Consider the following 24851-nt stretch of genomic DNA (forward strand, 5'->3'; position numbering starts at 1 on the left):
GGAAAACGCGCGTTGTTCCCCTCGTCCAGCCGGAAGAAAACCGTCCCGGCGGTTTCAATCCCTGGCCCGGGTTCGCGTAGGTCTTCGTCCGCCTGCGAGAGCGGGGCGCCCTTGGCGGCGCGCAGCGCTTCGGAAAACCGGCGTGGTCCTTCGGGCCAGCTGCCGCCCGGCCTACTCGGGCCGGAAGACCACCACGCCCAGGGGCGGCAGGGTGAGCGTGAGCGTGTGCGTCCGGCCGTGGCTCTCCTCGTCCTGGGCCGTTACGGACCCGGCGTTGCCCATGCCGGAACCGGAGTAGTGCCGCGAGTCGGAGTTGAGCACCTCCCGCCAGACTCCGCCCCGGGGCACGCCCACGCGGTAGCCCTCGCGGGGGATGGGCGTGAAGTTGAAGCAGGCCAGGAGCATCTCGGAGGGGTCCTTTCCGAAGCGCAGGAAGGCCAGCACGCTGGCCTCGGCGTCGTGGAAGTCCACCCACTCGAAGCCCTTGTGGTGGAAGTCGGTCTGGTGCAGGGCCGGGCATTCCCGGTAGAGGGCGTTCAGGTCCCTGACCCAGTCGCGCATTCCGGCGTGGGCGGGCTGTTCCAGGAGCGCCCATTCCACCTGGGCGTCGTGGTTCCACTCGCTCCACTGGGCCACCTCGCCGCCCTGGAAGAGGAGCTTCTTGCCCGGGTGGGTCCACATGTAGCCCAGGAGCAGGCGCAGGCCCGCGAACTTCTGCCAGTCGTCGCCGGGCATCTTGCGCAGGAGCGATCCCTTCCCGTGCACCACCTCGTCGTGGGAGAGCGGCAGCACGAAGTTCTCGTTGAAGGCGTACCAGATGGAGAACGAGAGCGCTCCGTGGTGGTATTTGCGGAAGACCGGGTCCTTGGTGAAGTAGTTGAGGGTGTCGTGCATCCAGCCCATGTTCCACTTCATGCCGAAGCCCAGGCCGCCGATGTAGGGGGGCCTGGAGACCAGGGGCCAGTCGGTGGATTCCTCCGCGATGGTCTGGATGCCGGGGAAGCTCGTGTAGGCGGCCTCGTTGAGGCGGCGCAAGAGGTCGATGGCCTCCAGGTTCTCCTTGCCGCCGAAGCAGTTGGGCACCCACTCGCCCTCCTTGCGGGAGTAGTCGAGGTAGAGCATGGAGGCCACGGCGTCCACGCGCAGGCCGTCGGCGTGGTAGCGGTCGAGCCAGAAGAGGGCCGAGGAGATCACGAAGGCGCGCACCTCGTGGCGTCCGTAGTTGAAGATGCCGCTCTTCCAGTCGGGGTGGTAGCCCTGGCGCGGGTCCTCGTGCTCGTAGAGGTGCGTGCCGTCGAAGAGGGCCAGGCCGTGGCCGTCGGTGGGGAAGTGGGAGGGCACCCAGTCCAGGATCACGCCGATGCCCGCCGCGTGCAGGGCGTCCATCAGGTCCATGAAGTCCTGGGGCGTGCCGTAGCGGCTGCTGGGGGCGAAGTAGCCCAGGGTCTGGTAGCCCCAGGAGGCGTAGAAGGGGTGCTCCATCACGGGCAGGAACTCCACGTGGGTGAAGCCCATGTCCGTGAGGTAGCCGGGCAGCTGGCGGGCCATCTCCTGGTAGGAGAGGGAATCCCAGGTGTCGGCATGGCGCTTCCAGGAGCCCAGGTGCATCTCGTAGACGGACATGGGGGCGTCCAGGGCGCCGGCCCCGGCGCGCGCGTCCATCCAGGCGGCGTCCTTCCACTGGTGGTCGAGCTTCCAGACCACCGAGGCCGAGCGCGGCGGCACCTCCCAGGCGAAGGCGAAGGGGTCGCCCTTTTCCAGGTGTCGGCCGTGCACCCGGGAGGTGATGTGGTATTTGTACACCGTGCCCTGGCCCACGCCGGGCGCGAAGCACTCCCAGATGCCGGAGCCGTCCAGGCGGGCGCTCATGGGGTGTGCCTTGCGATCCCAGCCGTTGAAGTCGCCGATCACGGAGACCTTGCGGGCGTTGGGCGCCCACACGGCGAAAAGCGTGCCCTCCATGCCGTCCACGGTCATGGTGTGGGAGCCCAGCTTCTCGTAGAGGCGGAAGTGGGTGCCCTCCTTGAAGAGGTAGATGTCGTGGTCGGTCAGCAGGCTCACGCCGTGGAGGACGTTGGGGGTCATGGGGGCTCCTGGGGGGCTGGCGATCGTCCGATCATAGGCCAAACGGCGGACGAGGGAAAGGGGGAGGCCGCCGGAGCGGGGCCGGGCGGGCGAGGGGAGACGGCGATTATTGCGTCCCTGCCGGGGACCGATCCGGCTGCGGGGGGGGCCGCCCTCAGGGGCGCGACCAGCCGGGCACGAAGCGTCCGGCGCGGCGCAGTTCGCGGTCGAGGCTCCGCGCGCCGGGCAGGCGATCCTCCAGGGCGCGCCAGTAGGCGGGGGAGTGGTCCAGATGCAGGGTGTGGGCCAGTTCGTGGGCCAGCACGTAGTCGGAGAGCTCCGGCGGCAGGAAGAGGAGCCGGGCGTTGAGCGAGATGGTCCCCCGGGCCGAACAGCTGCCCCAGCGGGAACGCTGCAGGCGCACCACGCACCCGGCATGGGGCAGGCCCAGGCGGGCCGAGAGGGCGTCCAGGCGCGGGGGCAGCTCCCGCGCGGCCTCGCGCTTGAGCCAGACCCTGAGCGCGCGGGCCACCAGTTCGCGGTCGGCCAGCGCGCCCGAAACCTCCAGGCTGGCAGGACCCGCGGCGCGCACCCGCACCGAGCCGCTCCCGTCCGGTCCCGGGCGGTAGCGCACGGTCAGCTCGCGCCCCACGGCGCGAAGCGAAACCCCGGCCGGGGGCAGCAGGGCCTCCGCGCGCTGGAGCGCCATCCGCTCGAGAGTGTGCGTCACCCACTCCAGCCGCTGGGCAACGATCTCCGGCACGAGCGCGGCGTCGAACCCCACGGGCACGCTCACCACCAGCCCGTCGCGCGGGGTGACCAGCAGGCGCACCTGCCTGGCACGGGCCGAAACGCGCACGCTGTAATCCGGCAGGGGGGGGAGCTTGGCGGGGGGAATCTTCCTGGAGGCGTTCACGGAGGGTTTTCTGATCATATGTTGGACTTGCTGTCAAAAGGGGCTTGCCGTATGATGAAACTGCCTTTTGACAGCATTGTCAATGATTCCCCGCCCACCCGGAGTACCCCCATGTCGTACCCCCTTTCCGAAGCGCGCATCTCGCTCAAGCTGGCCGGAAGCAGCCTGATGTTCGCCCTGCCCATCGCCCTGCTCACCTTTTTCACCGTGCGCGGCCTGGACAAGGACATCGACTTCGCCCGCATGGAAATCAAGGGCAACGCCGTGCTGCGCCCCATGGTCCGCCTGCTGGAGAGCCTGCCGGAGGCGGAGGCGAAGCAGGGCCCCGTGGACGACGCCTTCGCGGACCTCGGCAAGGCCCTCGCCCTGCACGGGCAGGACCTGCTCTTCACCCCGGTGGAGCTGGCCCGGCGCGGGCGCGAGAAGCAGGACCCGGCCAAGGCGGACGCCGCCTGGCGCGCCCTGCGCGGCAACAAGCCCTCGCCTGAGGCACTGGACGCCCTGGCGGCCGACGTGCGCGTGATGATCGCCCACGCGGGCGACATCTCCAACCTGATCCTCGACCCGGACCTGGACAGCTACTACGTCATGGACGCCGTGCTCCTGGCCCTGCCCCAGACCCTGGACCGCACCGCCAAGGCCGTGCGCCAGGGGACCGCACTGGCCGCGCTTCCCGAACTCGGGCTGGCCGAGCGCAAACTCCTGGCCGTGCAGGCGGCCATGCTGCGCGAGGCCGACCAGGAGCGCATCGAGGCCAGCCTGAACACGGCCCTCAAGGAGGACGAGAACTTCTACGGCCGCAGCGACTCGCTCCAACGTTCCGTGCCCGCGCGCCTCAAGGCCTACTCCGAGGCCGCTTCGGCCCTGGCCCTGGCCCTGGAGGCCCTTTCCGAGGGCAAACCCGCCAAGCCCGCAGAGATCCGCGCCCTTGGCGAGCGGGCCATGGCCGAGAGCATCCAGCTTTGGACCGTCTGTTCCGCAGAACTGGACGTGCTGCTCGAGAAGCGCATCGCCGACTACCAGTCGCGCAAGCTCCGGGCACTGGGCCTCTCCCTGTCGGCCCTGGCCGTGGCGGGGCTTCTGGTCACGCTCATCTCGCGCGGCATCGTGCGTCAGTTGGACGCCATCCGTTCCTTTGCCCGCCGCGTGGCCCAGGGCGACCTGGACGCCCGGCCGCAGGGCCGCGCCACCGGCGAGCTGGCCGAACTGCTGGAGGATCTTCGAGCCATGGTGCGGGAGCAGCGCGGCCGCCTGGGCTACGCCCAGGGGCTGCAGAGGGCCTTCAAGGTGCCGCTCCTGGTGGCCGACAACGAGGCGCGCGTCACCTTCACCAACCGCGAGCTGCTCGACTTCATCGAGGTGCAGGGCGAGCCGGAGGACTGGCTGGGCCTCACGGTGGCCGAACTGGTGCGCAACGACGTCACCAAGGAAACCGTGATGAGCAACTGCCTGAAGAACAACGTCTGCGTCTACAAGGCGGAGATCGAGTTCGTCACGCGCAAGGGCAACCGCCGCGTGGCCCTGGTGGATTCCGACCTGCTGCACGACCTGGACGGAAACGTCCTCGGCGTGGTGGGCGTGCTCTCCGACATCACCGACATCAAGCGTCACGAATCCGAACTGCAGAAGCGCAACGACGCCCTGGCCCTGGCCGTGGAATCCTCCCAGGACATCGCGCGGGGGTTGAACCAGGCCATGCGCCGCCTGGCCGAGCGCATCGCCCAGGCCGCCGACGGCGCGGCCCACCAGAACGCGCGCGCCACCGAAACCGTGGGCGCTGTCTCGGCCATGACCGACTCGGCCCACCATGTGGCGGACCTGGCGGGCGAAGCCGCCCGAAGCGCCCAGGACGCCAAGGGCGCGGCCCAGGAGGGCGCGGGCCTCGTGCAGACCGCCGTGCAGGCCATCGCGGCGGCCCAGGCCCAGGTGCTGGACCTCCAGGAGAAGATGCGCGAGCTGGGCGTGCAGGCCGACAACGTGGGCAAGGTGCTCCAGGTGATCGGCGACATAGCCGACCAGACCAACCTGCTGGCCCTCAACGCGGCCATCGAGGCCGCCCGCGCCGGAGACGCCGGGCGCGGCTTCGCCGTGGTGGCCGACGAAGTGCGCAAACTGGCCGAAAAGACCATGCAGGCCACCCATGAGGTGGGCTCCACCCTGGACGCCATCCGGGGCGGCGCGGCCCAGACCCTCCAGGCCACCGAGCAGGCGGCCCGGGAGATCGTGGAGTCCACGCGTCTTGCCCAGTCCTCGGGGGAATCGCTGGAGCGCATCGTGGCCATCGTGCAGGGCGCTGCGGACCAGGCCAAGGCCATCGCTGAGGCCGCCGGGGGCCAGGCGGGGGCCAGCGCCCAGGCCAGCCGCGCCGTGGCCGAGATCGAGGGCATCTCCTCCAGCACGGCGCGGGGCATGGAGGAGGCCTCCAGCGCCCTGGAGGATGTTGACCGGCAGGCCACCAGCCTGGAAGAACTCATCCGGGGCATGAAAGACTAGCTCTCCGCAGCCGGGAGGGGCGCTTCAGCCCTTCGCGCTCCGGGAGCTTTGCCTGACCGGCGGAGTTGCTCCGGGGGAGGGTCCACACGGGGGCAGGCGGCCCATCCGGGCGCTCAGGATTCGCCTTCGGCGGCGCGGGCCTCGGGCACCCCGGACTCGATGGCTTCCAGCACGGCCCGGCATTCGGCTTCCAGCGCCTCCAGCAGTTCCCGCGCCGGTTCGAGCCTGCCTGACCGGGCGGCCAGCTCCAGCTGCTCGGCTGCGTCCTTGAGCCGCACAGCTCCCACCACGGCCGCAGACCCTTTGATGGAATGGGCCTCTTCGGCCACCCCTTCGGCGTTGCCCGCCCCCCATGCCTGGCGCAGCCGGGCCGCGCGCCCAGGCGCATCGCTGCGGAAGATGTCCAGGAGCGTGGCCAGCGTGCGTTCCTTGCCCCTGAACAAGCGGGCCAGCCAGGAGCGGTTGAAGGGCTCCCCGTGCGCGGCGCGAGGGGGGACGTGTCCGGTGGGGCGGGCGGCCGGGGCCTCCTGCCCCTTGGGCTGGGCTTTCGGCCGGCCCGTCCGATAGGCGTCCAGGATGCCGCGCAGTTCTTCGAGGTCCAGAGGTTTGACGAGGCAGGCGTCCATGCCAGCCGCCAGGAAGCGTTCGCGGTCGCCCTTCACGGCGTGGGCCGTGAGCCCCACCACGGGCAGGTCGGCAGGCGCTCCGGGCGCGCGGCCCGAGCGGATCAACCGCGTGGCCTCCAGGCCGTCCATCACGGGCATGGAGACGTCCATGAGCACCAGATCGGACCCGCCTTTCGCCAGAAGCTCCAGGGCCTGTGCTCCGTTGTGGGCTTCGATCACGCTGTGGCCCTCTTCTTCGAGGAAGGTCCGGGCGAAGATGCGGTTGGTGCGCTCGTCCTCGGCGAGCAGCAGGCGCAGACCGGGCCTGACGGGCTCGCGCAGGGGCGCTTGCCGGTCGGCACAGGCGGCAGGAGCGGGGATCGAGGCGCGGCCCCGGGCCTCCGCCACGGGCACGCGCACCATGAACACGGCGCCTCGCCCGGGCTCCCCCCCGGCGTGGATGCTGCCGCCCATCATGTCCAGGAGGCTGCGGCAGATGGCCAGGCCCAGGCCCGTGCCTCCGAAGCGGCGGGTGGTGCTGGAGTCGGCCTGGGTGAAGGTTTCGAAGATGGCTTCCCGTTGTCCGGGAGGCACGCCGATGCCCGTGTCGGACACCTCGAAGCACAGTGCGACGCCGTGGTCTTCGGGCCAGGCGCGCAGGCGCACGTCCCCGCAGGACGTGAACTTCACCGCGTTGTTCAGGAGGTTGTCCGCCACCTGGCGCAGACGCAGGGGGTCGGCGCGCACCAGGCCGGGCAGGTCCGGGGAAAGCTCCAGGCAGAGGTCCAGGCCCTTGCGCTGCGCCTGGGGGGAGGCGGCCTGGGCCGCGCGCGCCAGGAGTTCGGCGGGGTTGAAGTCCTCCAGGCAGAGCTCCATGCGCCCGGCCTCGATCTTGGAGAAGTCCAGGATGTCGCCCAGGATGGCCAGGAGGGAGGCCCCGGCTTCGGCCACCCCTTCCAGAAGGCCGCGCGTTTCCCCCTCGGGCACGCGGCGCAGGGCCAGCTGGGTCAGCCCCAGGATGGCGTTCATGGGCGTGCGGATTTCGTGGCTCATGTTGGCAAGGAAGTCGCTCTTGGCGCGGCTGGCCTCCTCGGCGCGGCGTCTTGCGTCCCGGAGTTCCGCCTCCATGAGCTTGCGCTCGGTCACGTCCTGCACGAGCCCCTCGAAGGACACCATGCCTGCAGGGCCGCGCAGGACCACCGGAGTGTTGCGGATCCAGCGCGTCTCGCCGTCCTTGCGACGGATGCGGTGTTCCAGGGGGGCTGCGGATTCCCCGGCCATGATGGTCTCGAAAAAGCGGATCACCTTCTGGCGGTCTTTTTCGTGCACGAGGCGCGCCCAGAGCAGAGGGTCGTGCTCGAAGTCGCGGGGGGAGCAACCGGTGACGGATTCACAGCCCGGGCCGTGCTTCACGGAGGCGATGCGGCCGTGTTCCATGCGCACGGTGTAGGAGTAGTTGGTCACCGAGGCCAGGAAGCGGCGGTAGCGCCCCTGCTCCGAGGCCAGGGCGGCCTCGGCGGCGGCCAGGCGCATGCGCTTGAGGCCCTGGTCGGCCAGGGTCGCGCCCAGTTTTGCGTAGAAATCCAGGATGGGGCCCACGCGGTCCAGGGGGATCACCGGCGCGCGCGAGGCCATCTCCAGGCAGAGCTTCACGGGCAGGTTCAGGCGCCGGGCCATTTCGCGCTGGCGTTTGAGGTCGGGCGGGGCCACGAAAAACTGGCCCAGATGGATGGTGGCCACCTCCACGCCTTCCAGCAGGATGGGGGCCGAGGCGTCGCAGTAGCCCATGAAGCACTTGAAGAGCGCGTAATCGTCCGCGCAGCGGCCGGGCGCAAGGTCCTCTGCCGCCGTGCCGCGTCGGCACATCAGGGAAAAGGAGAGGTCCCCCTGATGGTGCATGGTGCACTGGGAGTTCCAGCCTGCAGCGGCCACGATGTGGCCCATGCCGTCCAGCACGAGGCTCGTCAGCCCCGAAGCGGCCTTGAGGCTTTCGAGCAGTTCGGTCAGTGCGGCGGAGTCCACCAGGTCTGCGAAGCGGTAGGTCACGGCCTTCCCCTGTCGTTGAACAGAAGGCATCAACACGACAGGGAGGCGCAAAAGTCAACTGGTGAAATGTACGTCGAGTGGATTGCGGTCAGCCTCAGAGCCAGCCCATGTCCTCCAGGCGCTCCAGGAGAAGCCCCGCGTCGGCTTCCAGGAAGTCCGGCCCCGCCTGCGCCAGTCGCTCGGGGGCGGTGTCGCCGCTGGCCACGGCGGCGCTGAGGGTTCCGGCGGCGCGCGCGGCCTGCACGTCCTGGGGGTGGTCGCCCACCATGAGGGCCTCGCCGGGGGCGCGGCCCAGGGCGCGCAGGGCGGCCAGCACGTGTTCCGGATGGGGCTTGACGGCGCGCACGTCCTCGCGTGCCAGCACCGCGCCGAGGTAGCTGCCGGCGTCCGGGAACACGGTGCTCACGGAGTCGCGGCTGTTGCGCGTGATCACGGCCAGGGCGAGGCCCCGTCCCCGCAGACGCTCCAGGGCCGGGCGCACGAAATCGAAGAGGGAGGTGTTCGCGGCGGCCTCGCGCTCCATGTCCGCGATGAGGGCCATGGCCCGGGTGCGAAAGTCACGGGCGCGGGAGGGCTCCAGGCGCCCGGCCAGGGCGTCGATCCACTCCAGGGCGGGCAGGGGACCCGGTTCGTGCATGCCGGGCAGGAAGCCTTGGGCCAAAAGCCCCACGCGGCGCTTCATGAGGGGGAAATCCAGGGCGGGACGTGCCAGCGTGCCGTCGAAGTCGAAGACGACGGCAGCGAGCCGTGCTGGGGTGCGCATCGTTGCCTCCGGGACTGGGAGGGGTTATCAGGTGGACCCCCGGCGCGCAAGGGCTCCGGGCGCTGGAGCAGGGCAGGAGGGACGCACATGGCGGATCGAGACGTGATCGTTGCGGGAGGAGGGCCGGCCGGATCGGCGGCGGCGGCCGTGCTGGCCGGAGCCGGGGCGCGCGTGGCCGTGCTGGACAAGGCCCGGTTCCCCCGCCCCAAACTCTGCGCGGGGCTGCTCACGTGGAAGACGCTCAAGACCATCGAGCGCGTCTTCGGCGTCACGGCGGGGCAACTGGAGTCCTTGGGCGTGATCAACCACAAGAGTTCGCGCTACCGCATCCGCCACCGGAAGACCGTGCTCTCCGAGGGGGAGCTCGTCTACCCCTTCCATTTCGTGGACCGGCGCGTCTTCGACGCCTGGTGCCTGGACCGGGCGGCGGCCGCAGGGGCGGAGGTGTTTCAGGGACTGGGCGCGGTCTCGGCCGACCCCGTTTCGGGCGTGGTCGCCGCTTCGGACGGCTCGATCTGGAGCGCGCGGCATCTCGTTGGCGCGGACGGGGCCAACAGCACGGTGCGCCGTTTCTGCGGCATCGACGAGGCCCGCTTCGGCCAGGAGCAGGGCATGGGCCTGGAGCTCTACCTGGAGCGCTCCGCTCTGGCCGGAATCCCCGGTCTGCACGAGGACGTGACCGCCGACTTTCCCACCATCGCCTCGGGCTTCATCGACGCGGGCTACTGCTGGAGCTTTCCGCACCGCGACGTGGTGGTGCTTGGCATCTGCGGGCTCTACCGGGGGCGTCCAGCCGGGATGATCAGCCGCTGTTTTGCGGATTTCCTGGATTTTTTGAACGTGCCCAAGACCCTTCGCCAGAACGTGAAGGGCCATCCGTTGCCCTACGGCAACTGGCTGGAGCGCCCCTTCGCCGGGCGCGCCCTCCTGGCCGGAGACGCCGGGGGGCTGGTGGAGCCCTTCTTCGGCGAGGGCATCCACTACGCCCTGCGCACTGGCGAGATGGCCGCACGGGCCTGCCTCGGCGGCCTGCGCGGCGCGGGTGAGCCCGGCCCGGCCTATCTGGCGGACCTGGAGCGGGAGATCTTCCCCGAACTTGTCTGGTCCCGGCGTCTGCGCACCGCGCTCTACTGGCTCACGCGCATGGGCATCCTGGGGCCGGTGCGGCTCTTCCTGGGCGGAGGCGGCTCGAAGCTCCAGGAGATGGTGCACGGCATGCGCTCGTTTCGCCTCTGCAAACCCCTGGACTGCCACGGCCCCTGGCGCTGACGCGGCGCAGCAGCCCCGAGCCGCGAGCGCCCGCCGCGTCCACCCGGTCGCGGCGGGCGCTCTTCCTGGCGTGCTAGTGTTGCGTCCTCAAAATCCGTCCATACGGACTCTTGAGGCAATCATACAAAACCATTGATTTTAATTTTGAAAAACATTTCATGTTTTTCAAAATCACGACTTTAGGCGCGCACGAAGGTCTTGAAGAGCACCGACGAGGCGAGCATCCCGGCCGCATGGTACATGGCGTCGAGGATGTCCGCATCCTGCCAGCCAAGGTCACGCAGGGCCTGGATGTCCCCGGCGGCGGCCGAGGCCGGATCGTCGAAAGAGCGCAGCACGAAGCGGAAGAGCGCTTCCTCGCTCTCTTCCAGCGGCGTTTCGCCCGCCCCGGTGGGCAACCCTGCGATCTCCTGCTCCTTGACCCCCATGCGGCCGAGGATGTCCCGGTTCAAAGCCTCGCAGGCAAGGTGCCCGGTCTTGGACGCGATGGCGAAGCGGATGGAGGCCAGCAGCCCGGGCGAGAGCCTGGGGTGGCCCATGAAGTAGCCGATCATGGCCGTCTGGCGCTCCTGAAGCTCCGGACTTGCGGACAGCAGGCGAAGGGGGATGGGAACCCCGAAGTTCTTGAAGATGGAGTAGGCCTCGGCCACTTTGCCAGTGGCTCTATCGGGATCCACTGTATCGAGCAGGAACATGGAGCCTCCTGGACCGGCATTTGTAGTAGACCGGTCGGCTAGATGGTGATGCAAAAAAATGTCACGCCAGGAGTTTCGAGAAGACGAAAGCACGGAAGCGGTCCAGAGGCACAGCGCTCTTCTCCACTTTCATGCGCAGGAGCGCCCCCTCCAGGGCGTCCAGGATGAAGGCGGCCGTGGCGTCTGCGTCCAGCGCCGGATCGAGTTCCCCGCGCTCCTGGGCCTGCAGCAGGAGCGAGGCGTAGAAGCGGGTCACGCCGTCCAGGGCCTGGCGGATACGCTCGCGCATGGCCGGGGAAAGGTCGCTCATCTCCAGGGCAAGGTTGCCGATGGGGCATCCGGCCTCGCAGTCCGCCTGAACCCGCTGGTCGCGCCGGTGTTCGAGGAAGAGTCTGAGCTGTTCCAGCGGCGGCAGCGGGTTGGCCTCCAGGAAGGCCAGCGCGTCCGTCTTCAGCCCCTGGGCGATGTGGTCCACCAGGGCGATGCCGAAGTCCTCCTTGGACTTGAAATAGAAGTAGAACGATCCCTTGGGCACCCCCGCCGCGTCCAGGATCTCCTTGAGTCCCGTATGGTTGAAGCCCTGCCGGTGAATGAGCGGAGCTGCGGCTTCCAGGATGTCGCGGCGTGCGTCCTTGTTCATGAAGACAGTATTAGACCGGTCGTCTACTCGGGTCAAGGAAAATGAGGCCGCTGATCGCCGGGGGGGGCCGCAAGTTGCTGCGCTGGACGCAAAAGCCGTCGCTTCTCTTCTTGCCGTAGCGCGGGATAGCGTCCCTTGCGGAGTGTGGCCCGGGGAGAGACCAGAAGCGCAAGGCCCCTCCCCGGGGCGCTGTCCCGGGGAGGGGCGGCGAGGGGCGGGCGGATGGGAGACGCCCGCGCTTCGTGAGGTGACGCGTCTAGCTGTTCAAAGCTTCGTAGACCTTGCCCACGAGCTTCTCGGAGGGCGTGAGGGTCTTGGCGCCGGGGGACCAGCGTGCGGGGCAGGCCTCGCCGGGGTGGTCTGCCAGGTAGACGTTGGCGTCCATCTTCCTGGCCAGTTCCTCGGCGTTGCGTCCCACGTTGTAGAAGTTCACCTCGGAGCCGACGAGGACGCCGTCCGGGTTGATGATGAAGGTGCCGCGCAGCGCCAGGCCGGTGGCCTCGTCGTAGACGCCGAAGTAGCGGGAGACCTTGCCGGTGGGGTCGGCGGCCATTTTGTAGCGCACTCCGGCCATGAGCCTCTCGCTGCCGTGCCAGGCCATGTGGGCGAACTTGGTGTCCGTGGAAACGGCCACCACCTCGCAGCCAAGGGCCTTGAGAGCCTCGTGCTTGCGGGCCAGATCGTCCAGTTCGGTGGGGCAGACGAAGGTGAAGTCAGCCGGATAGAAGAAGAGGATGGTCCACTTCTTGGACTCACGGATCTTCTCCAGGCTCACTTCCCCGAAGAAGCCTTCTTCGGGGTCAAAGGTTTCCAGGGTGAAGTTTTCGACGGGCTTGCCCACGCGGGCAGAGCTCTGGCAGCAGCCTTCTTCGCCGTGATGGTGGTGGTGATGGTGCGACATGAACCCTCCGTGAAGACAGGTTGTGATGTAGGAATGATTCAGAAACTCAGTGAGGTCTACACGTTTCCCAGAGAATTGCACCAAAAATCTTCGTGTCAAGCAAGGATCGAAAATCTTCCGTCATAACAACAGACTAACGAGGCATTGACCCTGTGAGAGGACCATCCCGCGACCATATGACGCCGTACCGGACCCCTCCAGCCCCTTTTCTCAGAAACGGCACGTGATTTTGCAAAACGCAGCTCTCCGTCGGTGGGAGGCTGCTTCACTCCGTCCCGGCTCTCGCCCAGCGATGCGGACAAACGGTAAAGGTCCGCCCGGCTGTGGCCGGGCGGACCTTGCGTTGACGACAAAGACGGCTTTGCGCCTTTGCCGGCAACGCTGCGCGTGGCGCAGACTGGAGCAGGGCGGCTCTGCCGCCCGTAAGCGGCTCCGTCAAACCCCGTCCTCGGGGGTTGTCATCACGCAAAAGGTCCGCCCGGTTGTGGCCGGGCGGACCTTGAGTCCTCGCGGTCGCGGCAGGCGTCCGCGCGTCATCTCCAGGCGCGCTTCTGTCCTGAGTAGCTGAAGATCTCGCGCATGGACTCCTGCTTCACCTCGTCCTCCTTGGCGGCAGCGGCAGCCTGGGGCGTGGAGCCGTAGGAGCGGTGCACCTCGATCTGGTAGGTGATGTGGCCCACATAGGGCGTGTGGTCGTATTCCACGCGCTTCACTTCGGTCTGCATGGTGTTGAGGAGAATGACGGAGTAGCTGGCCACGTAGCGGCCGTCTTCCATCTTCACGTCCTTGCGGTCCCTGTTGGACTGGGAGAGGGACGCGGATTTCTCCAGCCACTTGCGAGCGTACTCGTGGAATTCGATCTTGATTTTTTCGTAGGTGGCGTCGTCGTCGACCTTGGCGGGCTTCTTCTTGCCCTTCTCCGGGGCGAGGGCCGATTCCACGCCGTAGGGGTCTGACTTGGAGCCCTTGCCCTTGGGTTCCTTGACTTCCTTTTCCGGAGGCGCGGGCTTTTCGGCCACGGGCTTGACCTTGGGGGGCTCGGCGGTCTTGCCGGGGATGGTGAGTGTCATGCCGGCCTTGAGCGCCTTGGCGTTGGCCAGCTTGTTGGTCTCCATGAGTTCCTTGGCGGAGACGCCGTACTTCTTGGCCACGCTGGCGACGCTTTCGCCCTTGCCGACCTTGTGCGTCAGGGGCGGGGGCGGCGGCGGGGGCGGCGGGGGAGCGGGCTGGGGCTTCACTTCCGCCACGGGTGCGGGCTCGGGTTTGGAGTCGCCCATGAGGCCGCACCCGGAGAGGGCGAGGCAAAGGGCCAAGGCTGGGATGAGGGTTTTCACCATGCTGGGAACCTCCGGAGTCGATCGTGGCGCCTGCCCGTGGACAGGCTGGGCATCCTGATACGGCATGATGGGCCGGAGGGCAACCGCGCTGGAGCCGAAAAGGAGCGGAACGCAGCCCGAAGCCGTGCGGCTGTTCCTCCCGCAAGCGGCGACATCCCTCGCTTTGCGGGAAGCCGCCAAAGAGAAGGGCGGGACCTTTCGGCCCCGCCCTGGGTGGTCGTCAGAGACTACCGTTGGGGACTAGTTCGACTTGAACTTGATCTCCACGCGGCGGTTCATCTTGCGGCCTTCGGCGGTCTTGTTGTCGTAGCGGGGGTTCATCTTGCCGAAGCCCACGGCGGTGATGCGGCCGGCGTCGATGCCCTTCTTCACGAAGTAGGCCTTCACGGAGTTGGCGCGGCGGATCGAGAGGCCCATGTTGTACTTCTCGGTGCCGATGGAGTCGGTGTGGCCTTCCAGGATGACGGCCAGGTTCGGCTTGGACTTGATGATGGCGACGCCTTCGTCAAGAACGGGGATGAATTCCTTCTTGATGTTGTACTTGTCGAAGTCGAAGTAGATGGAGCGGAAGATCACCACTTCGTCGTCGATGAAGTCGTACAGGGCGCACTTCAGGAAGGTTTCACGGGCAGCCTGGTTGCGGAGCAGCTCTTCGCCCAGGGCGAAGCAGCCGCACTTGGACAGGGCAGCGATTTCCTTGTTGACGCGCTCGCCGTTCTTGTTGTCGGCGAAGCTCACCACGCTGAAGCAGATCTTGTCGCCGTACTTGGCCTGCATCTGCTTGGCGACGGCGACGGGGTCGATGCCGCGGTTGGAGTCGCCGTCAGAGAAGATGATGACGGCGGTCTTGCCGGAGAGGCCGCCCACGACCTTGTCGAGGTCCTGCAGGCCGACGCCCATGGGGGTCATGCGGCCGTAGGCTTCGTAGTTGGTGCTGATGGGGGCGATGCCCTTGTCCACGGCGGCCTTGTCGTAAGGCGCCATGCCCGCGTACTGCTTGTAGGGGGCGAAGGTGTACACGCCGGCCTTGTAGGACAGGGCGGGGATCATCTTGTTGAGTTCCACGGCGGTGGACTTGGCCATCTGGATCTTGGAGACGCCGCCGAACTGCACATAGCGCTGCCCCTTGTAGGAGAAGGCCATGGAGCTGGAATGGTCCACGAACAGGATGAAGTTGTCGACCTTGGGAACCATCTTCTTGGCCGCGGCCGGCATGGCCGTGGCGACCAGGGCCATAATGAGCATGGCCACGATGATGCGCATTTTTCTCATGCCTAAGTCCTCCTTCCGAATCAAATTGATTGGTTCTTTAGAGAGAGCCACCCTCTGAGCCAATGGGCACGCGCCTTCCGGAGCCCGCCTCCGTAAACGCGTGTTTTCCTCACGTTTCAATAGCCGCAAAAACGCCTGCTGGGCAAGCGTTTTCGCCTACGGCCCGATCCATAGGGCATTATGACCGTCTTTGCAAGGGGTTGGGCGAAGATCGCGCGCGCAGGGGCCTCGCGATGCTTCTCGGCGCTTGGCGAACGCCCCCCGCTGGGGTAGGAGGGGGCATCGCCATCGAAGGGAGTCCCGCATGACCGCCAGCCACGGCTTCACGCTTGTCTCGGATACCGTCGTCGAGGAATACGACCTCACGGCCCGCCTCTACCGTCACGGCCCCACCGGGGCCGAGCTGCTTTCGATCTCCTGCGCCGACGAGAACAAGGTTTTCGGCGTCACTCTGCGCACGCCCCCGGCCGACTCCACCGGCCTGCCCCATATTCTGGAGCACTCCGTGCTCTGCGGCTCGCGCAGGTATCCCGTGAAGGAACCCTTCGTGGAGCTGCTCAAAAGCTCGCTCCAGACGTTCCTGAACGCCTTCACCTACCCCGACAAGACCTGCTACCCCGTGGCCAGCGCCAACCTGGCCGATTTCCACAATCTCGTGGACGTCTACCTGGACGCCGTCTTCCACCCGCGCATCCCCGAGGAGGTCTTCGGGCAGGAGGGCTGGCACTTCCACCCCCACGAGGGCGGCTTCGTCTTCAAGGGCGTGGTCTACAACGAAATGAAGGGGGCCTACTCCTCACCGGAGAGCCTCCTGGGCGAACACTCCCAGCGGGCGCTCTTCCCCGACACGGCCTACGGCGTCGACTCCGGCGGAGATCCGGCCGTGATCCCAAGGCTCACCTACAGACAGTTCAAGGATTTCCACGCCAAGTACTACCACCCCTCCAACGCGCGCTTCTTCTTCTACGGCGACGACGACCCCGAACGCCGCCTGCTCATCCTTGAAGAATACCTGAAGGACTTCCGGGCCATCGAACCCGATTCGGCCGTGGCACTCCAGAAGCCCTTCGACGCCCCACGCCGCGTGGAGGAGCGCTACGCCTGCGCCCCCGCCGAGGAGGGCCGCGAGCCTAGTGCCTACTTCACCGTCAACTGGCTCCTCCCCGAGGCCGCCGACGTGGAGCGCGCCCTGGCCCTGGCGGTGCTGGAACACGTGCTCATCGGCCTGCCGGGCTCGCCCCTGCGCCGGGCGCTCATCGCCTCGGGCCTGGGCGAGGACCTGGCGGGAGGCGGCCTGGAGACGGAACTGCGCCAGATGACCTTCTCCATCGGCCTCAAGGGCGTGAACCCCGACCGCCTGGAGGAGGCCCAGCAGCTGGTGCTGGACACCCTCAAGGACATCCGCGCCAAGGGCATCGATCCCGACGACGTGGAGGCAGCCCTGAACACCATAGAGTTCAGGCTGCGCGAGAACAACACGGGCTCCTTCCCGCGCGGGCTCTCGCTCATGCTGCGCGCGCTCGTCACCTGGCTGCACGGCGGCGACCCTCTGGCCCCGGTCCGCTTCCAGGCCCCCCTGGACGCCCTCAAGGCCCGCCTTGCCGCAGGGGAAGGGCTCCTGGAGCGCCTGCTGGACGAGCACTTCCTGAACAATCCCCACCGGGTCCATGTGCTCCTGCTGCCCGACCCCGGCATGGAGCGCCGCCTCCTGGACGAGGAGCGCGCACGCCTGGACGCCGCGCTGGCCGCCCTCACGCCCGAGGGCATGGAGCAGGCCCGGGATCTTGCGCGGCGCATCGCCCACTTCCAGGAGACGCCCGACGCCCTGGAGGACCTGGCCCGCATCCCCAAGCTGCACCTGGCCGACCTGCCCCGGGAGAACAAGCGCATCCCCGGCGACTGGCCGGAGCCCGGCGTCTTCTTCCACGATCTGCCCACCAACGGCGTGGTCTACCTGGAGCTGGGCTTCGACCTCTCCGGCGTGGAGCCGGAGCTGTTGCCGCTTGCGCCCCTCTTCGGGCGCGCGCTCCTGGAGATGGGCACCCGCAAGGAGGACTTCGCCCGCTTCCTCAACCGCGCGGCGCGCAAGACCGGCGGCCTGGGGCGCGAGGTGGCCCTGTCCTCCGTCCGGTCGGGCGGGCCCGGGGCGGCCTCTTCGCGGCTGATCGTGGCGGGCAAGGCCACGCCGGAGCGCGCGGGCGACTTCCTGGACATCCTCTCGGACGCCCTCCTGCAGGCCAATTTCGACGACAAGGCCCGCTTCCGCGAGATGCTTCTGGAGGCAAAGGCCCGCTCGGAGCGCAGGCTCGCGCCCTCGGGGCACGTCTACGCCTCGCGTCGCCTCAAGGCGCGCTTCCACCGGGCGGCGCTGGCCGAGGAGCGCCTCGCGGGGCTCAAGGCCATCCAGGGCCTGCGCCGCTGGGCAGAGGCCTTCGACGAGCACTGGCCCGCCCTCAACGCCGGCCTGCACCGCCTGCGCGAGAGCGTGCTCACCCGCGCGGGCCTGGAGGCCAACGTCACCCTGGACGGCAAGGCCTTCGAGGGCTTCCGGCCGCGCCTGATGGCCCTTCTGGCGGACCTGCCCCTGGGCGCTCCCGCGGCGCAGGCGGCGTGGCCCGCCCTGGAGCTGCCCGTCCGCGAGGGCCTGGCCGCGCCGGTGCAGGTGAACTATGTGGCCCAGGGGCGTCTGCTGGCCCCCGGGGATTACGCCTTCCACGGCTCCATGCTCGTGGCCTGCCGCTACCTGCGCAACGCCTATCTCTGGGAGCGCGTGCGCGTGCGCGGCGGGGCCTACGGGGCCTTCAGCTCCTTCGACCGCTGGTCCGGCACGCTTTCCATGGTCTCCTACCGCGACCCCAACATCGCCAGGACACTGGAGGCCTTCGCAGAGGCGGGCGACTTCCTGGCCAGGCTCGACATCGGCCCCGAGGAACTGGAGCGCGCCGTGATCGGGACCGTGGGCGATCTGGATTCCGTGCTGCTGCCCGACGCCCAGGGCCACGTGGCCATGGCGCGCCACTGGGCGCGCGACGGAGAGGAGACCCGCGCGCGCGTGCGCCGCGAGGTGATGGAGACCACGCTGGACCACCTGCGCGAGGCGGGCCGCGTGATGACCAGGGCCATGGACGGCGCGCCTGTCGTGGTGCTGGGCGGCGAGGAGGCCCTGCGCGGAGCCTCGGAGGCCGTGGGCGGGCTGGAGATCACCCGGGCCATGTAGCCGGGCCTCCCTGGCCCCTGGTCTCGGGCCGGTCCCGGTCAGGGGCGCATGGGGTCCTTGCGCACGGGGCCTTCCTGGCCGGTGAGGTGGTTCATGGAATAGCCGCCCTGGTAGAGCATGCCCGTGGACGTGTCGAGCACGAACTCCAGATCGCCGTCGCGGAAGTAGGCGTAGCGGCCCACGGAGCGCGTCTCCGACCACACCCACACGAACGCCGCCAGCAGGGCCAGCAGAAGTCCCTTGAATACGAGGTCGAGGTTCTCTTTCATGGCGTCCTCCGGCGGCTGACATGCCCGGCCGAGGCATGCGCGTCAAGCTGCGGCCCTTGTGGTTGACGGGGGCTTCTGTTTGGACGATGTGTGTACACATTCTGTACGGAACAGCGGGTTCATCATGTCCATTTTCAAGAGCGACCGCGAGATCAAGCGCATGATCTTCAACGTGCACGCCGACCTGGCCGAACGCATCGAGGCCCTCAAGGTCGAAGCCAGAGGTATGGACAAGCGTCTCGACGTGGATACGTCCGTGAACAAGGCCCTGGAAAAGTTCGTGAAGAAGGCCGAGCGCATGATGGATGAACTGCGCCGCGAAACCCGGGACAAACCGCGCATCGAGGCACGAATTCCCGACGGCCCCGACATGGACGAAGCCCGGCATGCGCCCTGCCCGGACCCGGACCCGCAATCCGCAGACTGAGCTTCCATTCAACTGGCCGCCGCCCCGCGCGGCGCGCCCAAGGAGCACACATGAGCACGAAAAGTCTCTCGCTGGAAGGAACGCTGGCTCCCGCGGACTTGGCCGGGCTTCTCGAAGAACTGGCGGCAGGACTGCGCGCCGGCGTCGTCTGCCTTCACAAGGGCGAGGAGTTTTTGACCCTCAAGCCCGGCAGCGCCCTGGAATTCGAGGTGGAGGCCGCCGCCAAAAAGGGCAGGCAGAGGCTTGACCTCTCCGTGAAATGGCGCGAGCCGGGCGATGTCGCCCCCCTGCCGGATTTCCGCATCAGCGCGGTGGAGCCGACCCCCTGCGTCGAAGCCGAGGCCGGGCAGGAACCTCGGGACGCCTCTGTCTGCCAGCAGGCGACCTGTGCGGAACCGGACGCCGGAGAGGACGCGCGGTCCGAGCAGGATGTCCCCGCGCCGGAGCAGTGCGGCGAGAACGAAGGGGAGAAGGACGCAGGCAAGAGCAAGGACAAGGAAAAGCGCGAAAAGAAATCCCGCAAACACTAGGCGTTCGGGATTGACGCTCTGCCCCAAGGTGGTCTTCCTGCGGGCTGCGGCCCGGGCGGGCCGCCTGCGTCCGGGGGCGGAGCGTCCGCCCGGGTGCGCCCGCAGGGCATGCGCCGTGACCGCCACGGGCCGCCAAGGTCCGTGCGGACCGCCCGGCGCATGACCCGGCGTCTTGATCGCCCTCCGGCCGCGCTCCCCGGAGGGGCTCAAGATCCAGGAGGTACGCCGTGGAAAATCTGCCCCTTCTCGTCCTGGCCGTTGCCGCCGGGGCGCTCATTCCGGTCCAGGCCGGGGTGAACGTGCTCCTGCGCGACCGCCTGTCCGATCCCGCCCAGGCGGCGTTCGTCTCCTTTCTCGTGGGCGCGCTCTGCCTGCTGGGCTGGTGCCTGGCCCAGCGCCTGACGTGGCCCTCCCCGGGGGACCTGGCCCGCACGCCGCCCTGGCTGTGGATCGGCGGGGCGCTGGGGGCCTTCTTCGTGGCCACCACCATCTACCTGGGGCCGCGCCTGGGCGCGGCCACCATGACGGCCTTCATGCTTGCCGGGCAGCTCGTGGCCTCGGTGCTCCTGGACCACCACGGCCTGCTGGGCTTTCCCGAGCACGCGGCGAGCCCGGCGCGCATCGCGGGGGTGGTGCTCCTGGGCCTGGGGGCCTGGATGATCAAGGCTTTCTGAAAGGAGTGGTTCCCGGCCCCGGGCAGTGCCCGAAGGCAAGGCGCTTTCCGGGCTGGTGGGCGCCGACCGTCCGGCTCGCGGCCCCGTGATGACGCGCAGTGCGGTCCGTTTCGGCCTCAGTGGGTCTCCAGGCCGTGTTCGCGGCCCCGGCGTTCGTCCACCAGGCGCTCCAGGCCGAACTTCTTGATGCGGTACCCCATCTGGCGCAGCGTGAGCCCCAGTTCCCGGGCCGCGCGCGACTGCACCCAGCCGTGGCGCTCCAGGGCGGCCATCACCTCGCGCTTCTCCATGTCCTTGAGGCTGCCCGCGCCCTCGGCGGGCAGGGCGGCCTGGGGCTTGCCGGAGGCGAAGAAGTAGGGCGGGATGTCGGCCAGGTCGATACGCTCGTCCTCCACCATGATGGAGAGGCGCTCCACGAGGTTTTCCATCTCGCGCACGTTGCCGGGCCAGTCGTACTTCACCAGGGCGTCCAGGGCTCGGGGCGAAAAGGAGAGCCTGCGTCCGTACTCGCGCGAGAGCTTGTCCAGGAAGTGGTTCAGCAGCGCGGGGATGTCCTCGCGGCGCTCGCGCAGGCTGGGCACCAGCACGGGGAACACGTTCAGGCGGTAGTAGAGGTCCTCGCGGAATTCGCCCATGGCGGCGGCGTCGGCCAGGTCGCGGTTGGTGGCGGCGATGATGCGCACGTCCACCTTGCGGGTCTTGCCGCCGCCCAGGCGCTCGAACTCGCGCTCCTGGAGGAAGCGCAGGAGCTTCGCCTGGGTTCCGGCCGCGAGTTCCCCGATCTCGTCCAGGAAGATGGTGCCCTTGTCGGCCTCCTCGAAGCGGCCGGGCTTGGGGGCCACCGCGCCGGTGAAGGCCCCCTTCTCGTAGCCGAAGAGCTCGCTCTCCAGGAGGTTTTCCGGGATGGCCGCGCAGTTCACCTTGATGAAGGGGTACTTGGCGCGGTCGGAGAGTTCGTGGATCATGCGCGCGGTGAGGGTCTTGCCCGTGCCCGACTCGCCCAGCAGGAGCACCGTGGCCCGGGTGGGGGCCACCTTCTCGATCATCTGGTGCACGCGCACCATGGGCTGGCTCTGGCCCACGATGAAGAAGCGGTGGTAGGTCTTGGAGAGCTTGAAGCGCAGCGACAGGTTTTCGCGGCGCAGGTGCTCCTCGCGGGCGCGCACCTGCTTGCCCAGGTGCACGAACTGGCCGATGAGCGCGGTCACGATGGAGAGCAGGCGCACGTCTTCGTCGTAGGACACGTCGTCGCCGAAGAGGCGGTCCACGGTGAGCGCGCCCACGGCCAGGCCCTTGAGCATGATGGGCACGCCCAGGAAGGCGATGCGGCCGCGCTCCAGGGCGCGCGAGCGGGTGCGGTCCAGGAAAAGGGGTTCCTTGGCGATGTCGGGGACCACGAAGGGCTTTCCGGTCTGGAAGATGCGCCCGGTGACGCCTTCGTCGAGCTTGTAGACGCCGCGCTTCTTCTCTTCGGCGGAGAGGCCGTGGGAAGCGCGGATGGCCAGGAGCGAGGTCTCCTCGTCGAGGAGGGTCACGGTGGCGCGCTTCATCTCCAGGGTTTCGGAGAGGATGCGCAGCACGTCGCCCAGGATCTGGTCGAGGTCCAGCGCCTGGCCGATGATTTGCGAAATTTCGTAAAGGACTTTCAGTTCGAGCTGGCTGATGCTTTTCATGGGTGACCTGGAAAGAGGCTTGGTTGGGAGGTTCGCGGCAAATGTCCCGTCCGGGCGAACACTAACTACAATATTGTATGGTGGCAACCCCGAAGAAGAGGACCTGTTTCGGAAAAGCGCTGTCCGGAGCAGGCCGCGCAGGGGGGGGGCATTCAGGATTATTTCGTAAAGAGTGCGTGATTGCAGCGAGTTGGAAGGAACGCTTCCGCCCGGGAATCTTCGGGGCGCAGCGCGAAAAAAAAGCGGCCCCGACGCGCGTGCGGCGGGGCCGTGTGAAAGCGTTTGACGATTTCGTTAATCAGGCGCTGCGCAGGCCGCCCTCGGCCCCGTGGTGCGCCAGGAAGGCGGCCAGGCCCTCGCGGCCCAGGTAGCGCTCCAGCTGGCGGCGCTCCGTCTCCAGGAGATCCACCACGATCAGGCCGTCCAGAGCGTCGCTGAACTCGCGGTCCACGTTGAAGGCCAGCAGCTTGCCCCCCAGCTTGAGGTACTGCCGCAGAAGCACCGGGATGCCCTTGCGGTCCGCCTCCATGGAGCTCACAAGCTCCGAGAGGCGGTCCACATCGGCCACCAGCGAGCGCGCCGCGCGCTTGAGCCAAACCGCCCCGCGCAGGGGCGTGCGCGGCTTCACCAGCCGCGAGAGGCAGGAGCCTTCCCCGCCGCGCGCCTCGAAGAAGTCCGCCATGAGCTGGCGCGAGGCGGCCTGGTAGTCGTTGGTGATGGACACGGGGCCGAAAAGCGTCCTGTAGCGGGGCTCGCGCGCCACCACCGTGCCGATGCCGCGCCACAGGAGCAGCAGGGCGTTGTAGCTCTTCTGGTGCTCCGGGCGCACGAAGGAGCGGCCCATCTCCAGCGCAGGCCCCAGCCGCGTGAGGAACCCGGGCTTGAGCTTGAAGAGCGTGTCCACGTAAAGACCGGTCCGGCCGCGCGTGGCCAGGATCTCGTCGGTGCGGCCCAGCCGGTAGGCTCCCACCACCTCCCGGGCGGCCACGCTCCAGAGGAACACGTGGGAATAGTGCCCGTCGAAACCGTCCAGGTCGCTGGATTTGCCGGTGCCCTCGCCCACCTTGCGGAACGTCATCTCGCGCAGGCGGCCGATCTCTCGCAGGATGAGCGGGATCTGTCCGGCGCGGGCCTCGTAGGCGCGCATCCCCCCTGATTCCAGAAGCAGGCTCTCGGCCGGGAGCCTTTCCAGCTCGCGCTCCATGAGTCCCGGGTCCTGGGGCGGGGCCAGGGCCTCCTGGCGGCGCACGCCGCGAAGGGGGAAGCGCGCGGGCAGTGCGCGCGGCCTCGTGCGTCCCATCACCTCGGCGCACAGGCGCAGGTGCCCGGCGGCCTGCTCGTCCGTAAGCCCCTCCAGGGCCTGAGGCGGCACGGGCCGACCGATGCGCACCTCCACCTCCATGCGGGCCTTGTTCACGAACTCACGGCCCAGCAGCATGGTGCGCAGCCTCGGATGCACCAGGCCCGCCAGATGGAACATGGGGCCGTTGGCCCCGGAAAAATGCACGGGCACCACCGTGGCCCCGCAGGCGCGCACCATGCGCGCGACGGAAGGGCTCCAGGCCGGATCGGCCACGCGGCGCTCGTCCATGCGGAAGTGGGCCACCTCGCCCGCCGGGAACACTCCCAGGCAGCCGCCGCCGCGCAGCCAGGCCACGCTCTCGCGCAGAGGCGCGACGTTGCGCGCCCAGGCACCCGCAGTCCCGAAGGGGTCCACCAGGATGAACAGCTCGCGCAACTCCTCGATGCGCCCGAGCAGGTAGTTGGCCATCACCTTCACGTCCGGGCGCACCCCCGCGAGCATCTCCGTGAGGAGCACGCCCTCCATGCCGCCGAAAGGGTGGTTGGCAACCACCACCACGGGTCCCGCGGCAGGGATGCGCGCCAGCTCCTCCGCGCTCACGCGGTAGCGGAAGCCGAAGGCCTCGATGACGCCGCGCAGGAACTCCATGGGCGTGCCGCCCCGGGGGACGGTCTCGTAGGCCTTGGCCAAACGGTCCAGGGCCAAAGCCCGGCGCAGGGGGCCGCCCACGGCCTTGAGCACCGTGCGGGCGAGAGGGTTCTTGACCGCCCCGTCAAGGGCGAGAAAATCGGCGCGGCGTGTGGGTGTTCCGGGTTCCATGGGGTCTCCTCCTGGGTTGGAGCGGTGGTTGACCCCAGGTACCCCCGGCGTGTTGCGGAGCCGTGGAGATTCCGTGACCCTTCGCGCCGAACCGGTCAAGCACGGGCGGCGAGGTTGACGAAAAGCGCTCCCGCGCCCTACGCACCAAGGATCGCCGGAGGAACCCATGCCCGAAACGCCTCTCCATTCCATCGCCGCCATCGCCAAAAACCTGGATGTGCCCGAGTCCACCCTGCACTACTGGAAGAACCGCTTCGGCGACTTCCTTCCCGGCCGGGGCCAAGGTCGCGGACGACGTTTCGAGCCGGAAGCCCTGGCCGTGTTCCGCGCCATCGCGGAGTTGCTCGGGTCGGGACTGGCCGTTCCCGAGGTCCGCGACGAACTGGCCCGGCGTTTCGCCACGACGGACGCCCAGGATAGGCAGGCGCAGCCCGTCATCGTGCGGCCCGCGCCGACCCAGCAGCCCGACGTGGAACAACTCGCCCTGCGCATCGGCACGGCCATGGCCGAAGCCATGGGACAGCGCCTGTCGGCCTGGCTCGGCGCGCAAGGCGTCCCGGCCGCCACCGCCCCTGCCCTGGAAGACCCGGCCGCACGTGCCTTGCGCGATGATCTTGAAGAGGCCCGACGGGAAATCGAGACCCTGCGGGCAGAAAACGAAAACCACGCCGCCAAGTTCAAGGTGCTCGAAGCCGAACTGGTGCGCCTGCGCAAAGACTCGCGGCAGATGGAGAAGCATCTGCTCGACAAGATCAAGGGCGTCAAAGAGTGATGCCGACAAGCTCAGGCAGAGTGCAAGGCGATCGGAGAAGATGCCTCCGGCGCCCAAAGGGCAAGGGCCTTGAATCCCTTTTATGCTTCGCGGGCTTCACCGGGACACGACGCCGTGCCCGGTGAAGCCCGCGAAGCAAATGCGGGGTCTGGGGGGATCATCCCCC

19 protein-coding genes are annotated in these 24851 nt (G+C 68.4%); 7 read left to right on the plus strand and 12 right to left on the minus strand.

What is annotated here, in order from left to right:
- Positions 1–171: 171 nt before the first annotated feature.
- Together glgB and ACV4UX_RS08435 are read right to left on the minus strand one after the other, a co-directional pair.
- Positions 172–2085: a 1,4-alpha-glucan branching protein GlgB gene (gene glgB / locus ACV4UX_RS08430; protein ID WP_491592865.1), complete on the minus strand. Its 1914-nt coding sequence runs from the start codon at positions 2083–2085 to the stop codon at positions 172–174.
- A 154-nt stretch (positions 2086–2239) separates the two neighbouring features.
- A complete protein-coding gene (locus tag ACV4UX_RS08435; protein ID WP_491592866.1) occupies positions 2240–2998 on the minus strand; it encodes a M48 family metallopeptidase in 759 nt (252 codons plus the stop codon).
- Positions 2999–3091: 93 nt separating this feature from the next.
- Between ACV4UX_RS08435 and ACV4UX_RS08440 the strand changes: the two genes are divergently transcribed.
- On the plus strand, positions 3092–5473 hold the full coding sequence (locus ACV4UX_RS08440) for a methyl-accepting chemotaxis protein (protein WP_491592867.1): 2382 nt from the start codon (positions 3092–3094) through the stop codon (positions 5471–5473).
- 113 nt (positions 5474–5586) lie between these two features.
- On the opposite strand, the gene ACV4UX_RS08445 is transcribed toward ACV4UX_RS08440, so the two are convergent.
- Positions 5587–8124 (minus strand): ATP-binding protein, encoded by a 2538-nt coding sequence (locus tag ACV4UX_RS08445; protein WP_491592868.1) that lies wholly within the window; start codon positions 8122–8124, stop codon positions 5587–5589.
- Positions 8125–8218: 94 nt separating this feature from the next.
- Positions 8219–8887: an HAD family hydrolase gene (locus ACV4UX_RS08450; RefSeq protein ID WP_491592869.1), complete on the minus strand. Its 669-nt coding sequence runs from the start codon at positions 8885–8887 to the stop codon at positions 8219–8221.
- A gap of 87 nt (positions 8888–8974) precedes the next feature.
- Here ACV4UX_RS08450 and ACV4UX_RS08455 point away from each other — a divergent pair, with 87 nt between their 5' ends.
- Positions 8975–10156 (plus strand): NAD(P)/FAD-dependent oxidoreductase, encoded by a 1182-nt coding sequence (locus ACV4UX_RS08455; RefSeq protein ID WP_491592870.1) that lies wholly within the window; start codon positions 8975–8977, stop codon positions 10154–10156.
- Between the two features lie 179 nt (positions 10157–10335).
- On the opposite strand, the gene ACV4UX_RS08460 is transcribed toward ACV4UX_RS08455, so the two are convergent.
- The 5 genes from ACV4UX_RS08460 to ACV4UX_RS08480 all read right to left on the minus strand — a co-directional run bounded on the left by ACV4UX_RS08460 (position 10336) and on the right by ACV4UX_RS08480 (position 15001).
- Positions 10336–10851, minus strand: a complete 516-nt coding sequence (locus ACV4UX_RS08460; RefSeq protein ID WP_491592871.1) for a carboxymuconolactone decarboxylase family protein — start codon at positions 10849–10851, stop codon at positions 10336–10338.
- A 61-nt stretch (positions 10852–10912) separates the two neighbouring features.
- Positions 10913–11491, minus strand: a complete 579-nt coding sequence (locus tag ACV4UX_RS08465) for a TetR/AcrR family transcriptional regulator (RefSeq protein WP_491592872.1) — start codon at positions 11489–11491, stop codon at positions 10913–10915.
- Positions 11492–11747: 256 nt separating this feature from the next.
- Positions 11748–12392, minus strand: coding sequence for a peroxiredoxin (locus ACV4UX_RS08470; RefSeq protein ID WP_491592873.1), 645 nt, complete (start codon positions 12390–12392; stop codon positions 11748–11750).
- A 533-nt stretch (positions 12393–12925) separates the two neighbouring features.
- The gene (locus tag ACV4UX_RS08475; RefSeq protein ID WP_491592874.1) at positions 12926–13729 is read right to left on the minus strand and encodes a LysM peptidoglycan-binding domain-containing protein; all 804 of its coding nucleotides are present in this window, start codon (positions 13727–13729) and stop codon (positions 12926–12928) included.
- Between the two features lie 240 nt (positions 13730–13969).
- On the minus strand, positions 13970–15001 hold the full coding sequence (locus ACV4UX_RS08480) for an OmpA family protein (RefSeq protein ID WP_491592875.1): 1032 nt from the start codon (positions 14999–15001) through the stop codon (positions 13970–13972).
- Between the two features lie 304 nt (positions 15002–15305).
- On the opposite strand from ACV4UX_RS08480, the gene ACV4UX_RS08485 reads away from it, so the two are divergent.
- On the plus strand, positions 15306–18218 hold the full coding sequence (locus ACV4UX_RS08485) for an insulinase family protein (RefSeq protein WP_491592876.1): 2913 nt from the start codon (positions 15306–15308) through the stop codon (positions 18216–18218).
- 38 nt (positions 18219–18256) lie between these two features.
- On the opposite strand, the gene ACV4UX_RS08490 is transcribed toward ACV4UX_RS08485, so the two are convergent.
- Positions 18257–18487, minus strand: coding sequence for a hypothetical protein (locus tag ACV4UX_RS08490; protein WP_491592877.1), 231 nt, complete (start codon positions 18485–18487; stop codon positions 18257–18259).
- Positions 18488–18611: 124 nt separating this feature from the next.
- On the opposite strand from ACV4UX_RS08490, the gene ACV4UX_RS08495 reads away from it, so the two are divergent.
- The 3 genes from ACV4UX_RS08495 (at position 18612) to ACV4UX_RS08505 (ending at position 20118) form a co-directional block, all read left to right on the plus strand.
- On the plus strand, positions 18612–18914 hold the full coding sequence (locus ACV4UX_RS08495; protein ID WP_491592878.1) for a hypothetical protein: 303 nt from the start codon (positions 18612–18614) through the stop codon (positions 18912–18914).
- Positions 18915–18964: 50 nt separating this feature from the next.
- Positions 18965–19444 carry an amphi-Trp domain-containing protein gene (locus ACV4UX_RS08500; protein WP_491592879.1) on the plus strand — a complete coding sequence of 160 codons (480 nt, stop codon included), beginning with the start codon at positions 18965–18967 and terminating at the stop codon, positions 19442–19444.
- Positions 19445–19671: 227 nt separating this feature from the next.
- Positions 19672–20118, plus strand: a complete 447-nt coding sequence (locus tag ACV4UX_RS08505; RefSeq protein ID WP_491592880.1) for a DMT family transporter — start codon at positions 19672–19674, stop codon at positions 20116–20118.
- Between the two features lie 116 nt (positions 20119–20234).
- Here ACV4UX_RS08505 and ACV4UX_RS08510 read toward each other — a convergent pair whose 3' ends face one another.
- Both ACV4UX_RS08510 and ACV4UX_RS08515 read right to left on the minus strand, forming a co-directional pair.
- The gene (locus ACV4UX_RS08510) at positions 20235–21791 is read right to left on the minus strand and encodes a sigma 54-interacting transcriptional regulator (protein ID WP_491592881.1); all 1557 of its coding nucleotides are present in this window, start codon (positions 21789–21791) and stop codon (positions 20235–20237) included.
- Between the two features lie 298 nt (positions 21792–22089).
- Complete coding sequence (locus ACV4UX_RS08515; RefSeq protein ID WP_491592882.1) at positions 22090–23913, minus strand: bifunctional lysophospholipid acyltransferase family protein/GNAT family N-acetyltransferase; 1824 nt, start codon at positions 23911–23913, stop codon at positions 22090–22092.
- Positions 23914–24079: 166 nt separating this feature from the next.
- Here ACV4UX_RS08515 and ACV4UX_RS08520 point away from each other — a divergent pair, with 166 nt between their 5' ends.
- Positions 24080–24685: a MerR family transcriptional regulator gene (locus tag ACV4UX_RS08520; RefSeq protein ID WP_491592883.1), complete on the plus strand. Its 606-nt coding sequence runs from the start codon at positions 24080–24082 to the stop codon at positions 24683–24685.
- Positions 24686–24851 lie beyond the last annotated feature (166 nt).

The organism is Fundidesulfovibrio sp. (assembly GCF_058402725.1).

Excerpts from the sequence above, each read along its gene's own strand:
- ACV4UX_RS08475 (WP_491592874.1), bottom strand. The coding sequence starts at position 13,729 with ATGGTGAAAACCCTCATCCCAGCCTTGGCCCTTTGCCTCGCCCTCTCC.
- ACV4UX_RS08515 (WP_491592882.1), bottom strand. The coding sequence starts at position 23,913 with ATGGAACCCGGAACACCCACACGCCGCGCCGATTTTCTCGCCCTTGAC.
- ACV4UX_RS08485 (WP_491592876.1), top strand. The coding sequence starts at position 15,306 with ATGACCGCCAGCCACGGCTTCACGCTTGTCTCGGATACCGTCGTCGAG.
- ACV4UX_RS08510 (WP_491592881.1), bottom strand. The coding sequence starts at position 21,791 with ATGAAAAGCATCAGCCAGCTCGAACTGAAAGTCCTTTACGAAATTTCG.
- ACV4UX_RS08450 (WP_491592869.1), bottom strand. The coding sequence starts at position 8,887 with ATGCGCACCCCAGCACGGCTCGCTGCCGTCGTCTTCGACTTCGACGGC.
- ACV4UX_RS08500 (WP_491592879.1), top strand. The coding sequence starts at position 18,965 with ATGAGCACGAAAAGTCTCTCGCTGGAAGGAACGCTGGCTCCCGCGGAC.
- ACV4UX_RS08520 (WP_491592883.1), top strand. The coding sequence starts at position 24,080 with ATGCCCGAAACGCCTCTCCATTCCATCGCCGCCATCGCCAAAAACCTG.
- ACV4UX_RS08455 (WP_491592870.1), top strand. The coding sequence starts at position 8,975 with ATGGCGGATCGAGACGTGATCGTTGCGGGAGGAGGGCCGGCCGGATCG.
- ACV4UX_RS08470 (WP_491592873.1), bottom strand. The coding sequence starts at position 12,392 with ATGTCGCACCATCACCACCACCATCACGGCGAAGAAGGCTGCTGCCAG.
- ACV4UX_RS08460 (WP_491592871.1), bottom strand. The coding sequence starts at position 10,851 with ATGTTCCTGCTCGATACAGTGGATCCCGATAGAGCCACTGGCAAAGTG.
- glgB (WP_491592865.1), bottom strand. The coding sequence starts at position 2,085 with ATGACCCCCAACGTCCTCCACGGCGTGAGCCTGCTGACCGACCACGAC.
- ACV4UX_RS08435 (WP_491592866.1), bottom strand. The coding sequence starts at position 2,998 with ATGATCAGAAAACCCTCCGTGAACGCCTCCAGGAAGATTCCCCCCGCC.
- ACV4UX_RS08490 (WP_491592877.1), bottom strand. The coding sequence starts at position 18,487 with ATGAAAGAGAACCTCGACCTCGTATTCAAGGGACTTCTGCTGGCCCTG.
- ACV4UX_RS08480 (WP_491592875.1), bottom strand. The coding sequence starts at position 15,001 with ATGAGAAAAATGCGCATCATCGTGGCCATGCTCATTATGGCCCTGGTC.
- ACV4UX_RS08495 (WP_491592878.1), top strand. The coding sequence starts at position 18,612 with ATGTCCATTTTCAAGAGCGACCGCGAGATCAAGCGCATGATCTTCAAC.
- ACV4UX_RS08465 (WP_491592872.1), bottom strand. The coding sequence starts at position 11,491 with ATGAACAAGGACGCACGCCGCGACATCCTGGAAGCCGCAGCTCCGCTC.
- ACV4UX_RS08440 (WP_491592867.1), top strand. The coding sequence starts at position 3,092 with ATGTCGTACCCCCTTTCCGAAGCGCGCATCTCGCTCAAGCTGGCCGGA.